This window comes from Thiobacillus sp., from assembly GCF_018780105.1.
In the GTDB taxonomy this organism is placed as follows: domain Bacteria; phylum Pseudomonadota; class Gammaproteobacteria; order Burkholderiales; family Thiobacillaceae; genus Thiobacillus.
The window spans coordinates 20,197-34,651 of the sequence record NZ_JADMKC010000001.1; the positions used below are offsets into that span (position 1 = coordinate 20,197).

Sequence of the window (14,455 nt, forward strand, 5' to 3'; positions counted from 1 at the left end):
CATGACCGCAATTGCCCAACGAGCCTCAATGCTCGATGCCCTGGCCCCGCTGAAATCCTGGTGGCCGGTAGTGCTCGGTCTGCTGGTGCTGTATGTGCCCACCTACTGGATGCTGGCGCATGGCATGTGGAACGAGGACGATCATGCGCACGGCCCCATCGTGCTGGTGGTTGCCCTGTATCTGATCTGGCAGCGGCGCGATGTATTTACAGCGGCAGACAAACCCACGCGGGTTGAAGCGGCAATCGGCTGGACTGTATTGGTCATCGGTTTGCTGGCCTATGCGCTGGGGCGGTCGCAGGATATTCTGCTATTTGAAATCGGTTCGCAGATCCCGGTCATTCTGGGAGCGCTGTTGATTACGCTGGGCATGAAATCAGTCCGTGCCCTGTGGTTTGCCCTGTTTTTCCTGCTGTTCATCATTCCACTGCCCGGTTTCGTCGTCGATGCCGCCACCGGCCCGCTCAAGCAATATATCTCGGTCATCGCAGAACAGGTTTTGTACGCGGCCGGGTATCCCATCGGGCGCAGCGGCGTCACGCTCACTGTCGGCCCCTATCAGCTGCTGGTGGCCGATGCCTGCTCCGGTCTGCATTCCATGTTCAGTCTGTCGGCCATGGGCTTGCTGTATCTATATCTGATGCAGCACACCAGCACCACCCGCAACCTCATCATCATGGCCGCGATTCTGCCGATCGCATTTTTTGCGAACATTGTGCGCGTCATGGTGCTGGTGCTGGTGACTTATCACATGGGCGACGAAGCCGGACAGGGCTTCTTGCACGGCTTTGCCGGCATCATGCTGTTCATCATCGGCCTGCTGTTCCTGTTTGCACTGGACGGCATTCTTGGCTTTATTTTCCCCGACCGGCCGCGCACCCGGGCACAGGCCTGATCACCGGAATTCTAGGGGTTCGACATGAAACTCATCAGCTTTAAGCATCTCGTTATTGGCCTCTGCATGTTTGCTGCCGCGGGTATGGCGCTAGCACTCAAACCCACCGTCAAGGTTGCGGATTCCGGACCCAAGATTGATCTGGAAGTGATGATCCCCAAAGTCTTTGGCGACTGGAAAATCGACGAAACCGTCGCTCCGCTCATCGCAAACCCTGAGCAAGAAGCACTTATCAACAAAATTTACAACCAGACGCTTACGCGCACCTATATCAATTCGCGTAACGAACGCATCATGCTGTCGATCGCCTATGGCGGCGACCAAAGCGACAACATGGCCGTGCACAAGCCCGAGGTCTGTTACCCCGGGCAGGGATTCCAGATTATCAAAAACGCGATGGATACTTTTGCTACAGGCGAAGGTGTGATTCCGGTCAAGCGGTTGGTGGCCACCCAAGGGCCGCGTATTGAGCCGATCACGTACTGGACCACTGTGGGTGACGTTGTCGCCGTGAATGGCCTGAAATGGAAGCTTCAGCAACTCAAGTTTGGTCTTACCGGAAAAATTCCGGACGGCCTGCTTTTTCGTGTGTCGAGCATCCAAACCGACGATACCAAAGCTTACGTAATACAGGATAACTTTACACGCGATATGCTTAAGGCGATGTCTCCGGCAGGTCGTCAGCGCATCGTCGGCAATACTAGCGCGGACCTGTAAGCGAATTGTTAGCCTTTTTATTCCACAACCTTACTTGATAGCGAAATCACCATGACTAAAAAAGCCCTAATAACCGGCGTAACCGGCCAGGACGGCGCCTACCTCGCCGAGTTTCTGCTGGGCAAAGGCTACGAAGTCCACGGCATCAAACGCCGCACCTCATTGTTCAACACCGACCGCATCGACCACCTGTACGAAGGCCCCGAAGTCACCAAGCGCAAGTTCATCCTGCACCACGGCGACCTCACCGACAGCTCCAGCCTCATCCGCATCATCCAGCAGGTCCAGCCCGACGAAATCTACAACCTCGCCGCGCAGAGCCACGTCGCCGTCAGCTTCGAAGAGCCCGAATACACCGCCAACTCTGATGCGTTAGGCGCCCTGCGTATCCTCGAAGCCATCCGCATCCTCGGTCTCGAAAAGAAAACCCGCTTCTACCAGGCCAGCACTTCTGAACTCTTCGGCCTCGTCCAGGAAATCCCCCAAAAGGAAACCACCCCCTTCTACCCGCGCAGCCCCTACGCCTGCGCCAAGCTCTACGCCTACTGGATCACCATCAACTATCGCGAAGCCTACGGCATGTACGCCTGCAACGGCATCCTGTTCAACCACGAATCCCCCATCCGCGGCGAAACCTTCGTCACCCGCAAAATCACCCGTGCACTCGCCCGCATCAAGCTCGGCCTGCAGGACTGTTTGTTCCTCGGCAACATGGACGCCAAGCGCGACTGGGGCCACGCCAAAGACTACGTCGAAATGCAGTGGCTCATGCTGCAGCAAGACCAGGCCGAAGACTTCGTCATCGCCACCGGCGTGCAATTCTCGGTTCGTGACTTCGTCGACGCCGCCGCCAAAGAGCTCGGCATGCAGATTCGCTGGGAAGGGACGGGCATTGACGAAAAAGGCTACGACGCCAACGGCAAATGCATCGTCGCCGTCGACGCCCGCTACTTCCGCCCCACCGAAGTTGAAACCCTGCTCGGCGACCCCAGCAAAGCCAAGAACAAACTCGGCTGGACCCCGAAGATCAGCTTTGCCGAGCTGGTCGCCGAGATGGTGCGTGAAGACCTCAAGGCTGCCGAGCGCGACGAGCTGGTGAAGAAGCATGGCTACAAGGCCATGGATTACCACGAGTGATTCATGAATAAGCCAACCAGTCTTGTTCCGGAGGAGATTGCTCAACGCATTCACCTCGTACGTGGGCACAAGGTCATGCTGGATGCTGACCTGGCTTCCATGTACAACGTCGAAACTCGCGTTCTGGTACAGGCTGTCAAACGCAATTCGCAGCGCTTTCCGGCCGACTTTATGTTCCAGTTGACGGATGAAGAGTGGGCGGCTTTGAGATCACAATTTGTGACCTCAAACGGGCGTGGCGGCCGTCGTTACGCGCCCTATGCCTTTACCGAGCATGGTGCGCTCATGCTCTCCAGTGTGCTGAACTCTGAAGTGGCTGCCGAGGTTGGCATTCTCGTAGTGCGCACCTTCGTCAAGCTTCGCGAAATGCTCTCCACCCACAAGGAGCTGTCAACCAAGCTGGAAGCCCTGGAGAGAAAGATCGGCAGCCATGATCAAGCGATTGCCGGGCTTATTGATGCGATCCGTCAGCTCATGACCCCACCTGAGCAAAGCAAGCGCCCCATCGGTTTTATTACCTCGGATGCAGCCTCCGGAAAAACAAAGAAATGAACGCAAACGACAAAATCTACATCGCCGGCCACCGCGGTCTGGTCGGCACAGCCCTCATGCGCAACCTGCGTGCCAAGGGTTTTGCCAACTTCGTCACCCGCACCCACGCCGAACTCGATCTCACCAGCCAGGCCGCCGTCGAAGCCTTCTTCGCCGCCGAAAAGCCCGACTATGTCTTCCTCGCCGCGGCCAAGGTCGGCGGCATCCACGCCAACAATACCTATCCCGCCGAATTTATCCGCGACAACCTCGCCATCCAGACCAACATCATCCACGCCGCGTACAAGAATGATGTAAAGCGATTGTTGTTCCTCGGCTCCAGCTGCATCTACCCCAAACTCGCCCCGCAGCCGATGAAGGAAGAGCACCTGCTCACCAGCGAACTCGAGCCCACCAACCGCCCCTATGCCCTGGCCAAGATCGCCGGCATCGAAATGTGCTGGAGCTACAACCGTCAGTACAAGACCCAGTATCTGGCCGTCATGCCCACCAACCTCTACGGCCCTGGCGACAACTACCATCCGGAAAACTCCCACGTCATCCCCGCCCTGATCCGCCGCTTCCACGAAGCGAAGCTGGCGAATGCACCGAGCGTCACGGTGTGGGGCACCGGCACGCCAAAACGCGAATTCCTCTACAGCGAAGACATGGCCGATGCCTGCGTCTACCTGATGAACCTGTCGGATGCGCAATTCGTTCCGTTGCTGGGGCAGGACCGCAACGATGGCCTGCCGCCGCTGATGAACATCGGCGTGGGCCACGACCTCACCATCCGTGAACTCGCCGAAACCGTGGCGGCCGCAGTTGGGTATCAGGGCACGCTCGAATTCGACGCCACCAAGCCCGACGGCACCCCGCGCAAGCTGATGGATGTGGGACGGCTGAATGCGATGGGGTGGACGGCGACGACCGACATGCGTAGCGGGTTGGCGACGGCGTATCAGGATTTCATGGCGGCAATGTGATTAGTTTGTACCGCGTGTAATTTCAAGCTTGGTTTTTTGATTCTGTTTCGTCTGGTGCACACGGGTTAGACGTTCCTATTTCAATCATCGTTACTGCTCTTGCGTGGCAAACCTCACACGGGATTCACGAGAAGGCTTTTAGAAGGGTATGACATGGCACTGGATGAAAGTTTGCTCAAGGCAGTTAATAGCTATGCTGAGACAATTCGCAGCTTGGCGGGTACGGTGGCATCAAACTCCAGCATTGAAAATGATCTGAGACGTTCAGCCGCGCATCGTGTGAGTCGCCCGATCGATTACATGCGATATGCCGAATTCGGTGCGGTATTGGCACGGTTGCAGCTGCAGCCCGGAAGTTTGGTGCTTGATGCTGGAGGCCCTCAGTGGCTGACATTTGCACTGGCTGCTAAACATCCGCAGGTGCAATTCCAGTATGTCAATTTCGCGGACTATGAACTCCAGCCCTTTGAGAAAATCAGGACGCTTCTTCAGCTTGATAACCTGGTTATCAGCAAGGAGGACTTACGCCAACTTTCATTTTCGGATAATCAATTTGATGAAATTTTCAGCATATCCGTGCTTGAACATATTTTCCCGGAAGAGGGCGGCGATATTGTTGCTTTACGCGAACTCAAGCGGGTACTGAAGCAGGGCGGCAGCCTGGTTATAACGACACCGTGCAAGGACAAGCCCAACGTCGTTTATGTACAAGGAGGCGTGTACGAACGTAACAGCCCCACAAACGAAAAGCAATTTTATGCCAGGGAGTACAGCGCCCCCAGTTTAAAAGCCCTGATTGGACACGCTGATTTCACCGACACGGAGATTGCATATATTTCCGAGTCGCCCTCGTTGGCATCAATCGACTATCTGGAGTGGGGGCCGCTACGCGGGAATCCGTTTGCAGGCTTGTTGCTCAAATTTTTTCGCCGGCTTGAGAGGTTTTCAGGGATACCCGTGGAGAGGATTTTGGCTTCCAGCAAGTTGAGTGTAGTCACCACAGAGATGCCAAGACTGGTCAATGCTGTAGTGAAAATGCAGAAATCGGTTGCAGCTTGAGCACATTGATTTCAATTTCCCTCATGAAGTTTATCGATTTTTTCTCGTTATATTTGGCGTGGCGAACCGCGCTATCCAGGCGCGTCGACTATGCGAAAGCATAGTTTCAAGCAGTCACACTGGGTACATTAGAAATGTGCGTGACACCAAAGAAGCCCCGAATTTTCGAAATCGATAGAGCCAAAGGACTGGCGATATTGTTAGTGGTGGTTGGCCATATCGAGGCGCGCACGCCCTTGTATGGTGCTGATTGGTACGGCGTGCTGAAGCACTGGATTTACCAATTCCATATGCCGTTCTTCATGTTCCTTAGCGGATTCGTCATGGAGTACACATTCAAGCCCATGGAGGTTTCTGGAGGCTATTTCAACTATGCGCGCGGCAAATTCATGCGCCTGATGCCAGCGTTTTTTGCAGTCGCTTTTTTAGTTGTAATCGGGAAAACAATCGCCAGCCATTTGATGCATGTCGACAATGTGCCGCAAGGGCTTGTTGAGGGGGTGGTGGATATCTTGATTCGCCCGATTTACAGCAGTGCATCTTCCCTTTGGTACATCTACGTTCTGTTTATCTTCTATCTTGTTTTCCCATTCTTGCGGCGGCTGAGCGGAAATCTTGCATGGCCGCTTCTTGCGATTGGTGTAGCTGCATACGCAGTGCATTTCGATCTGACCAGCTATTTCGCCTTGGATCGCGTTGCCGAATACGCGCTGTTTCTATTGATTGGTGTTGTCCTCGCGCGTAATTCCAATAAGCTTTTTGTTTTTCTGGATAAATTCGGTTGGATGGCACTAGGACTATTTGTTGCGTTATCACTTTCCTACCGTATGCTGCCGAACCCAAGATTAGTGCTTGGGCTGGTTTCCATCCCGGCACTAATGTTCTTGGTGCGCCTGCCTGGCCTGAATGATTCCAAGCTGCTACTGATCTTCGGAAAATATGTTTTCGTGATCTATTTGCTTAATACCTTGTTCATAGGTTTAGTGAAAGGTATTGGCCTGAAAGTGATGCCTTGGGATGGCTTGAATTTCCTGATTTATTTTCCTCTTCTGACGGCTGCGGGGGTGTTACTGCCAATCGCCTTTAAGAAATGGGTGCTGGTCAAATGGCCACCATTGGATCGAATCACTTCGTGATGAATATTATTTATCGAATGCTGAATAGGCCAGTTTACTTGCGGGTGGTGATCAGCAGGGTGCTCGGTGTCATTACACCTGTTATTGACGGATTGGCTTCTACCTACGATCAAAGCCAATGCCTATCCATGCGGGACAGAAAGGCGGGTTAAGCATGGGGAACACGATTTTTGCTTACCTGTTCGGATACGGCCTTCCGTTTGGCGTCGTCATCGGAATGGCAGTTGTCTCGATCCTGGCCTTGGGACTTTTTATCGCGTACCCAAAGTACGGCGCACTGCCTTTCTTTGCTGCGGTATTGATTTTCGTCAACACGGCTTACGGAATCAGGGTCGAGGACATTGGGGGGGGATTTAGCGTGTACTCCAAGGGGGGGCGCTACCTACCTTTTCCGATCATCCAGTTCTATCTTTACGGCCTGCTACTGGCTACATGGCTAGGAAATCAGTTCAGTGGATATCGCCCGCTCAAGCAATCGGGCGGCGTATGGATGTTGCTATTCGTCGTGATGTTCGCCGGGCACATCACGGTGGGGTTGTTCGAGGGCGAACATTGGCAAACCCTTTTATCGCAACGTGGTCTGATGAATGTTATTCACATGATCATGGTGATTTATATTGTCGCCACGGTTCTAAAGGACGATAAAGACTTGGCAGGCTTGACCAAGATATTTCTGGGTGTGGCTGTTTACCATGCCCTATATGGCTTGGGACGTTTTTTTCTGTTCGGTGGCGATCCGCAGAATGCCTACGAAAATCTCGGCGGTCTGAACATCAAGATTACCTATTGGGATATCAACGAAGGCCTGATCGCGACCGTCTCGGCGTTCTACTTTGCATGGCGACTGACGCACGAGTGGAAGCAGTTGAGCACGGGCGCAAAATGGTTGTTCCTGGTTTGTCTGGCAGCTGAAATCCTGGTGATCGTTTTTTCTTTCCGGCGTACCAACTGGTTTGGCTTGTTGTTAGCTGGCGCTTTCTTCCTGTACTGGCAACCGCCAAACAGACGCTGGATTTATTTCGTGCTGGGCGTGGCGGTCGTTTTGCCATCCTTGCTGGCAGTGGGCACGTATCGTGCCGAGGAGACCTTGAATCGAACGGACCTGACTTTCATCGAGCGGATCGCCCCGGATTCGGCTAAAGCCAAAAGCCTCACAGACAAGGAGAGCCGGTTTTTCGAGTTGTACGCAGCCTTGCAAACAGTGAAAGAGAAACCCCTCTTTGGAGTGGGTACATGGGGCTCGTTCAAAGTGGGGGCGAGCGAGCATCTGGCCCTGCTGTTTCACCAAGGGCGTTATGACTTTGTCCACTCCGGATTTGGCCATGTGCTGCTCAAGTCCGGCTTGGTGGGCTTGGTGCTGTTTACCGGCATCCTTGTGGCCGTGTGGCGCTTTGCCAGCCGGATGCGACGCTGGATACCCGAGAACCGTTTGGCAATTTTCGAAAGTTTCCGGGCGGGCTTTGTCTTCTTCATCCCGAATCTGCTGACCGGCACGCCGGTTGCCGAATTCCGTACCATGATCTGGCTCGGGCTGGTGCTGGCGGTGCCGTTGGCAATCGCCAAAATGAGCGCGCCCCGCGAACAGGCTAGTCAGCCACAGGGGGCGGCCAAGCCCACCCTCGCCAATGGGCTTTCGGCGCAGCAATGAAATTCGAAACCCTGCGTAACGGGCTGGCCAATTTCATGGGCGGCGTACTGCCCGCGCTGGTGACGCTTTTCACTACACCGTTCATCGTCAATACGCTGGGCGAATCCAGCTACGGCGTATTGACGTTGATCACCGCCATCGTCGGCTATTTCGCGTTTCTCGATCTCAACGTCACGGCCGGTTCAGTCAAGTATGTCGCCGAGCATCATGCAACCGGCAATGTATTGCGGCGCAATCAAACGCTCACCAGCGGCATGGCCTTGTATCTGATCATCGGCCTGGCAGGGTGCGGCCTGGTCTTGCTGTTCACCGATGCCTTGCTGGATAGCGTGTTCGCCATACCCGCTCACCTTAGAGGCGAGGCAGAACAGGCACTCGTCTTCGCCGCTTTTGGATTTCTGTTCGGTCAGTTGCAGATTTATCTCAACAGCGTGCCGCAGTCGATACGTCGCTACGACCAGTCTGCGTTGCTCGAGTCGATATTTGGCGTGCTTACCCCGCTGGCCATGGTGCTGACCCTGTGGCTGGGTTATGGCCTGGTCGAAATCGTCGCGGTCCGGGTGCTCATCAGTGTGGTGAACAATGCCGTGCTGCTGGGGATGATTCGCCGCTTGCTGCCGGATTTCGTCTTGGTGAAACCCGATCAGCAGACGTTGATCGTACTGGGTAAATTCAGTGGATTCGCCTATCTCAGCCGCCTGGCTACGGTGGCCTATGCGCAGGGCGACAAACTCATACTGGGTGCGCTCACCAGCATGAGCGCACTCACGCATTACGCCGTACCCTTCATGCTCGTCAACCGGGTATTCGCCTTGAGCTACCGTCTCGGCGGGGTGCTGTTTCCCGTGGCCAGCGCGTTGGCGGCCAACCGGGAAATCGACCGCCTGCGCGAGCTGTATTTATATGCCGCGCGTTACGTGTTCTTCATTAACGTGAGCCTGGCGCTGATGCTGACGACACTGGCCCACGAGATCCTGCTCTACTGGATAGGCCCCACGCTCGCGACAGGCGGCGCCGCCGTGCTGACGCTCATCACTTTTGCGTCTCTGATCGATTCCCTCACCAACGCACCCTCACTCGTCAACGACGGCTTGGGGCAGCCACATATCACCGGTGGTTTCGCAGTCAGCCGTGCCTTGCTGGGCGTGGCCTTGACGCTGCTGTTGGTCAAGGAGTTTGGCATGATGGGGGCTGCCTGGGCGCAACTCGTCGTCTCCGTTCTGATGACGGTTCTGTTTCTGGGTTATGTACATGGCCGCAGCGTGCCGGTGCGGCTTCGGGATTATGTACGCGTGGTAGTCGCGCCCAGCCTGCCCATCCTGGCCATTGCGCTGGGCATGGTCGCTATACGCCTTGGCAGTCCTCCGCTGCCCATGTCACAGACTTTCCTGGTGCTGTTGGTGGAAGGTTTGGCGCTGGCAGCTTATGCCATGATTTTTATTTTCCGCAGTGCCGACCGGCGTGCACTGCTTGGGCGCTTGCGGGCGCCTCGCCCAAGCGTTTGATTGCGCATGAAAATTCTGCTGGTCAGTGAAGATATCCCGGCGCCGATCCTCGGTGGCCTTGGCAAGCACACGGTCAGACTGGGCAATGCGCTTATTCAGGCTGGCCATCAGGTCACGCTGATGGGGACCCGGCATCATGACTATGAATCCTGCCGTGCGGAAGTCGGGTTCGATGGTCCGTTTATCGCGGGGTTCGATCTTTCCGGAACGGGGTGGAAGGAAGCTACGCTGGGCACCTTTGTCCCGTACAAGCGTCCCGCCATTGCTGGGCGCATCGCTCTCGCCATCCTGGAGCATGCCAGCGACTACGATGTAATTCACTATCACGGCCACTACCCTTTGATTGGCCGCCAGATACCCGCGTCGATCAACTTCGTACAAACCCGGCACGACCAGGGCAGCGAATGCCTGATCCATGTGCGTTTCAAGCAAGGCGCGGTGTGCACCAGCAGCGATCCGCATGATTGCGCGGCCTGTGCGCTGAATGCGCAGCCGGGCGCATGGCGTCGACAACTGGCGGCTTGGGCTGTCAAGCAATATCGGACGCAGACTGCCGATGCTTTTGCACGGCACAAGACCCTGTTTGTGTCGGACTTTTTGCGGCGGGCATTTCTGAGCCATGTGCCCAGTGCCGATATTCGCAAATGCAGCGTCATCCATAACTTCATAGATACCCGAACACTGCCAGCGCCGCAGTCGGGCGATCCGGCGCACATTCTCTTCGTCGGCCGCATCGATGCGGCCAAGGGCGTCATGGATTTGCTGGATGCCTTGCGCGTATTCGACGACCAGGCGTACCGCATTGACCTGATCGGCGACGGCCCCGACCGCGCGGCCTGCGAAGCGCGTCATGCTGCGCGGCATATCCGCTTTCATGGCTGGAAGTTGCAGTCCGATGCGCTGGCCGAAACGGCCAGGGCTGGGCGCATCGTCGTGCCGTCGATTTGTGAAGAATCATGCGGTACCACGATCTTGGAAGGCTTGGCGCTTTATAAACCCGTTTATGCGCTGGCGCGTGGCGGCACGCCCGAGCTGAAATGCTACGAACGCTGGCCGGGCCAGTTGCATTTGTTCGATGACATGACAGCGCTGGCAAAGGGGTTGATGCAGGCCGACGCGATCATGCCGAACAGAATGGAAGTCAAACCCTTCGGCGCCGACATCGAAACCTTGCTCCCTGAGTTCTTGCGGGTATATGCCTTGTGAGCACGCCGTTCTTTTCGCTTGTCACCGTGTGTTACAACGCCGAGGGCAGCATTGAAAATACCCTGCAATCGGCGCGCGAGCAGACCTGCCGCGATTTCGAGAACGTAGTCGTGGACGGCGCTTCCAGCGACGGCACGCTCGATGTGGTGCGCCTGTTCGACGACTTGCCGGTCGTGCTGTCCAGCGAACCCGACAAGGGCATTTACGACGCAATGAACAAGGGCATCGCGAAGGCATGCGGCGAAGTGCTGTATTTCCTGAACGCCGATGATCGGCTGCATAACCCTGAAGTGCTGGCGCAGGTAAAGCGGGTTTTCGCGCAGCATCCAGAGGTCGATCTGGTGTGGGGGAATGTCGTGTACGACCGGCCGGACGGTACGTCAGACCACCGCACTTTTGGCCATATCCATCCGCAAAATCTGGTGTTTCTCGACCTCAACCATCAGGGGGCGTTTGCCCGTAGACAACTGTTCGAGCGCGTTGGCGTGTTCAATACCGATTTCCGTATCAATGCCGATTACGACTGGTTTCTGCGCGTGCTGGGATCAGGGGCAGCCTGGCGGTATGAAGACATCGACATCGCTCGCTTCCACACAGGTGGTGCCCATGCCCGCAACATCCAGAAACTGCGTGACGAACGCCATGCGGTACGGATGCAATACATCCATCCGCTGCACTATCGAATCGGTGCGCTGGCCCACAATCTGCGCCACAAGGCACAGCGGTTGGGAAGAATCCTGACCGGGAAAGAAAAGCTGTAACTACACGATCCCGTTTAAAGCGTGCATTGCATGGATGGCATCTGACGATGCTGCTGCGATTTCCTTGATTGTGTCATTTCATGTCTAAAGTTAGGCATCGCACCGCCGTAATTGGGTAGTGGCTTCTTTCAAAGATGCCCACTCGGCGTCTCAACTGAGCAAAGTGCGCGCGTAACGCGTATTGCCTTCTCGTACGATTGCCTCAAATTTTTCATATCAACAACTAACAGGGAGCTCGGCTTGTTTAGCTGAAGCGGACTCGTATGGTCTCGACTCAGTGCAAGCAAATTTGAAATGACATTTTGATGGGGAAGCAGCCATGCAATATTCGAGCAAAAGAATGGGACAGGGAACGCTATGCGTCGCTCTGTTCGCTTTTTCCACAACCGTCTCCTGGGCAACGGACTACTATGTCGATGCCACACAGGGGAACGATGTTTTTACTGGAAAACTGGCCGCGCCGAGTGGCAGTAACGGCCCATTCAAGACCCTGACGCGGCTTGTTGCCCAGCTTCAAGCAGGCGACCGTGGGCTCCTTAAATGTGGTGAAGTCTGGCGCGAGCCGCTCATGCTGACGGCTGCGGGTACTGCGGCTTCCCCCATTCATGTCCTCTCGTATGGCAGTTGCACCGGGAACAATAAGCCGGAATTACGTCTTTCAAAACCACTGAGCCTGAGTTCAGTCAACACGCAATGGGTTGGCACTCATACGCAGCCGATTGCCATGGCATTCGTAAATGGCCAGAGTAAAAGCATGGCACGTTATCCGGCAAGCGATGCGTTATTAACGGGATATGTTTCCAGCAGCGCGCGCTTCGATTTGCCCGATGCGATCAAAAGTTTTACCAAGAGCCAATTGGCAGGCTCCGTGCTGACTGCCCGGGTCAATCCGCACGATGCTGAAGAGCGGAGCTTGACCGACGTTCCGCTGGTGGGGGTTGCGCAACTCGACAAGAGCTTCAAGTACCTGCCGGCGCCTGGGGTGGCTTATTATCTCGAAGGAAAGTCTTGGATGATGGCCAAGGCGGGTGACTGGGCCTGGGGCAATGATGCGCGCACCCAGCTGGTGATGCATGGCGGTACTACAGGCACGGTCGAAGTGTCGGGCGAGATAAATGGCATCACGCTTGCATCGGCGCACTACACGTCAATTTCAGATTTGAAAATTACCAATGCCGGCGGTCAGGGTGTTAGTGTCGCAGGCAGTAAATATGTCAGCCTGAACAATCTTGAAATCCGCAACGTCAGGAGTGCGTTTGTACGCGTCGCGAACAGTCCGAATATCACAATTTCGGGGGTCAATGCGGATACAACGCAGTATGACGGTGTGTATGTCACGCAATCACCCTCCGCGGTGATCCGTGGAAATGACCTGCGCAATATCGGTACCCAGCCCAATCCGAAAAAATCGATTGCAGCAATTGCTTTGCTTGATTCGCCGCAGGCAACGGTCGAGCTCAACTATATCGAGAATGCTGCCTACGTGGGCATCATGTTCGATGTCGGGTCATTGGTGGCCAACAATGTCGTTTTGAGTGCCTGTCAGGTTCTGGAGGATTGTGGGTATATCTATACATCAGGCATTAACAAGGGTGGGGCGTATTTTAGTGCGAAGGTTACGGACAATCTGCTAAGCGACAAGGGCGGCACTATCGCTGGTACCAGGCAGAAGCTGGTTGCTGGAATCTATTTAGATGATTTTGCAGCTGGAATCGGTGTTATCGGAAACTATGTCGAGGGCACAGAACGCGGTATCTACTTGCATAACACGCGTGATACATGGATACATCTCAACACGGTGTTCGATGCCAAAGTGCGAAATCTCATGTTGTCCGAACGCGGCGCGCTGTCCAGTAGTGTCACGATCAACAATATCGTCTTTGACAACACCCTTGTTGCCCCGACCAATATCCCGTCGATACTGTTGGACAGTTCACTGGGTATTGAAGGGATCGCCGATATTTCAGGCAATAATTTCGCTGCCACCGAGTATGGCCCAACGCAGGAAAACTGGTTCGGTAGCTTGATCACCCGGGTGCTGCCCGATCTGAGCTCGACGCACTGGTCTAAAGATACGCTGCTCGTGGCCAATCAGTCAGCTTGCAACACCAGTAGTCTTTACTGGACAAGTGCGATCACCAAAGTCGATCCGGCGAATCGATCGCTATGGAAACTTTGGTCAACCCAGAGCGATGCCAGGCGCTTGACCGATGGGCCGCTGCATGTACAGGCTGGCACCACGGGTGAGACGATTGTCAGTTCGCCCTTGTTTGCCGAACAGGCTGGCAAGGACCATGTGCTATCGCTGTCTGGCAACTTCAGTGGTGGGCAGACCCGTGTGCCGGTCGTGCTCCGTCAGTCAGCTTACCCGTACACAAATCGGGCCGCCGTACTTTATGTTTATCCAGATGCCCTGGGCAACTTCAATGTGTGTACGGTATTCAAGCCGCATACGTCCGAGTCATCTGCTCGCCTGGATATCCACCTGAAGCCGACCGACGACATCAAAATCAATTTTGTCGGTTTCAAGGAAGCGACGTACCAGCCGCCAACGAAACGTTTTGCCTCGTTGATCAATCCAGGCGATGAATCGGCGAACCTGGGATGCCCTTTTGCGGATACACAATCTTGCGCGGGCGCACGCCTGCTTGATCAATCACCGGCGGTATGGCCGATGTACATGCCTCCCCGGAGCGGTCAAGTCGTCTACATACCCTGACTTGTATAAGCAAGCAGCTTTGAATCAACGGGATGCTGCCGGATAGCGACAGCGTCTGAATTGATAGTTGTAAATGCTGCTGTTTGTTTTGCAATGGGCGTCTTGCGACCATGGCGGGTATTGACGCGCATAAGGCGCGTTGTCGGGAAGTTGTC

Annotated in this window: 12 protein-coding genes; all 12 read left to right on the forward strand. The window is 55.2% G+C overall.

Translation table 11 applies throughout. The features are described 5' to 3' along the window. Position 1: 1 nt before the first annotated feature. The 12 genes from xrtB (at position 2) to IV098_RS00155 (ending at position 14,300) form a co-directional block, all read left to right on the forward strand. Positions 2 to 895, forward strand: coding sequence for an exosortase B (gene xrtB / locus IV098_RS00100; protein WP_296885207.1), 894 nt, complete (start codon positions 2 to 4; stop codon positions 893 to 895). 24 nt (positions 896 to 919) lie between these two features. Then, complete coding sequence (gene epsI / locus IV098_RS00105; protein WP_296885208.1) at positions 920 to 1,612, forward strand: exosortase-associated protein EpsI, B-type; 693 nt, start codon at positions 920 to 922, stop codon at positions 1,610 to 1,612. Between the two features lie 51 nt (positions 1,613 to 1,663). Beyond that, entirely contained in the window at positions 1,664 to 2,749 is a 1,086-nt protein-coding gene (gene gmd / locus IV098_RS00110; protein WP_296885210.1) for a GDP-mannose 4,6-dehydratase, read from the forward strand. Positions 2,750 to 2,752: 3 nt separating this feature from the next. Next, entirely contained in the window at positions 2,753 to 3,301 is a 549-nt protein-coding gene (locus IV098_RS00115; RefSeq protein ID WP_296885212.1) for an ORF6N domain-containing protein, read from the forward strand. Further along, complete coding sequence (locus tag IV098_RS00120; RefSeq protein ID WP_296885213.1) at positions 3,298 to 4,266, forward strand: GDP-L-fucose synthase; 969 nt, start codon at positions 3,298 to 3,300, stop codon at positions 4,264 to 4,266. The genes IV098_RS00115 and IV098_RS00120 overlap by 4 nt, the downstream gene beginning before the upstream one ends. A gap of 153 nt (positions 4,267 to 4,419) precedes the next feature. Next, on the forward strand, positions 4,420 to 5,325 hold the full coding sequence (locus IV098_RS00125; RefSeq protein ID WP_296885215.1) for a class I SAM-dependent methyltransferase: 906 nt from the start codon (positions 4,420 to 4,422) through the stop codon (positions 5,323 to 5,325). 140 nt (positions 5,326 to 5,465) lie between these two features. After that, the gene (locus tag IV098_RS00130) at positions 5,466 to 6,461 is read left to right on the forward strand and encodes an acyltransferase (RefSeq protein WP_296885217.1); all 996 of its coding nucleotides are present in this window, start codon (positions 5,466 to 5,468) and stop codon (positions 6,459 to 6,461) included. A 154-nt stretch (positions 6,462 to 6,615) separates the two neighbouring features. After that, positions 6,616 to 8,109 (forward strand): O-antigen ligase, encoded by a 1,494-nt coding sequence (locus IV098_RS00135; RefSeq protein ID WP_296885219.1) that lies wholly within the window; start codon positions 6,616 to 6,618, stop codon positions 8,107 to 8,109. Beyond that, positions 8,106 to 9,614 carry an oligosaccharide flippase family protein gene (locus IV098_RS00140; RefSeq protein ID WP_296885221.1) on the forward strand — a complete coding sequence of 503 codons (1,509 nt, stop codon included), beginning with the start codon at positions 8,106 to 8,108 and terminating at the stop codon, positions 9,612 to 9,614. The genes IV098_RS00135 and IV098_RS00140 overlap by 4 nt, the downstream gene beginning before the upstream one ends. 6 nt (positions 9,615 to 9,620) lie before the next feature. After that, on the forward strand, positions 9,621 to 10,820 hold the full coding sequence (locus IV098_RS00145; protein WP_296885223.1) for a glycosyltransferase family 4 protein: 1,200 nt from the start codon (positions 9,621 to 9,623) through the stop codon (positions 10,818 to 10,820). Next, positions 10,817 to 11,581: a glycosyltransferase family 2 protein gene (locus tag IV098_RS00150; protein WP_296885226.1), complete on the forward strand. Its 765-nt coding sequence runs from the start codon at positions 10,817 to 10,819 to the stop codon at positions 11,579 to 11,581. The genes IV098_RS00145 and IV098_RS00150 overlap by 4 nt, the downstream gene beginning before the upstream one ends. A gap of 319 nt (positions 11,582 to 11,900) precedes the next feature. After that, positions 11,901 to 14,300 (forward strand): right-handed parallel beta-helix repeat-containing protein, encoded by a 2,400-nt coding sequence (locus tag IV098_RS00155; protein WP_296885228.1) that lies wholly within the window; start codon positions 11,901 to 11,903, stop codon positions 14,298 to 14,300. Positions 14,301 to 14,455: the final 155 nt, after the last annotated feature.

Coding starts and splice junctions, on each gene's coding strand:
- xrtB (WP_296885207.1), top strand. CDS start 2: ATGACCGCAATTGCCCAACGAGCCTCAATGCTCGATGCCCTGGCCCCG.
- epsI (WP_296885208.1), top strand. CDS start 920: ATGAAACTCATCAGCTTTAAGCATCTCGTTATTGGCCTCTGCATGTTT.
- gmd (WP_296885210.1), top strand. CDS start 1,664: ATGACTAAAAAAGCCCTAATAACCGGCGTAACCGGCCAGGACGGCGCC.
- IV098_RS00115 (WP_296885212.1), top strand. CDS start 2,753: ATGAATAAGCCAACCAGTCTTGTTCCGGAGGAGATTGCTCAACGCATT.
- IV098_RS00120 (WP_296885213.1), top strand. CDS start 3,298: ATGAACGCAAACGACAAAATCTACATCGCCGGCCACCGCGGTCTGGTC.
- IV098_RS00125 (WP_296885215.1), top strand. CDS start 4,420: ATGGCACTGGATGAAAGTTTGCTCAAGGCAGTTAATAGCTATGCTGAG.
- IV098_RS00135 (WP_296885219.1), top strand. CDS start 6,616: ATGGGGAACACGATTTTTGCTTACCTGTTCGGATACGGCCTTCCGTTT.
- IV098_RS00140 (WP_296885221.1), top strand. CDS start 8,106: ATGAAATTCGAAACCCTGCGTAACGGGCTGGCCAATTTCATGGGCGGC.
- IV098_RS00145 (WP_296885223.1), top strand. CDS start 9,621: ATGAAAATTCTGCTGGTCAGTGAAGATATCCCGGCGCCGATCCTCGGT.
- IV098_RS00155 (WP_296885228.1), top strand. CDS start 11,901: ATGCAATATTCGAGCAAAAGAATGGGACAGGGAACGCTATGCGTCGCT.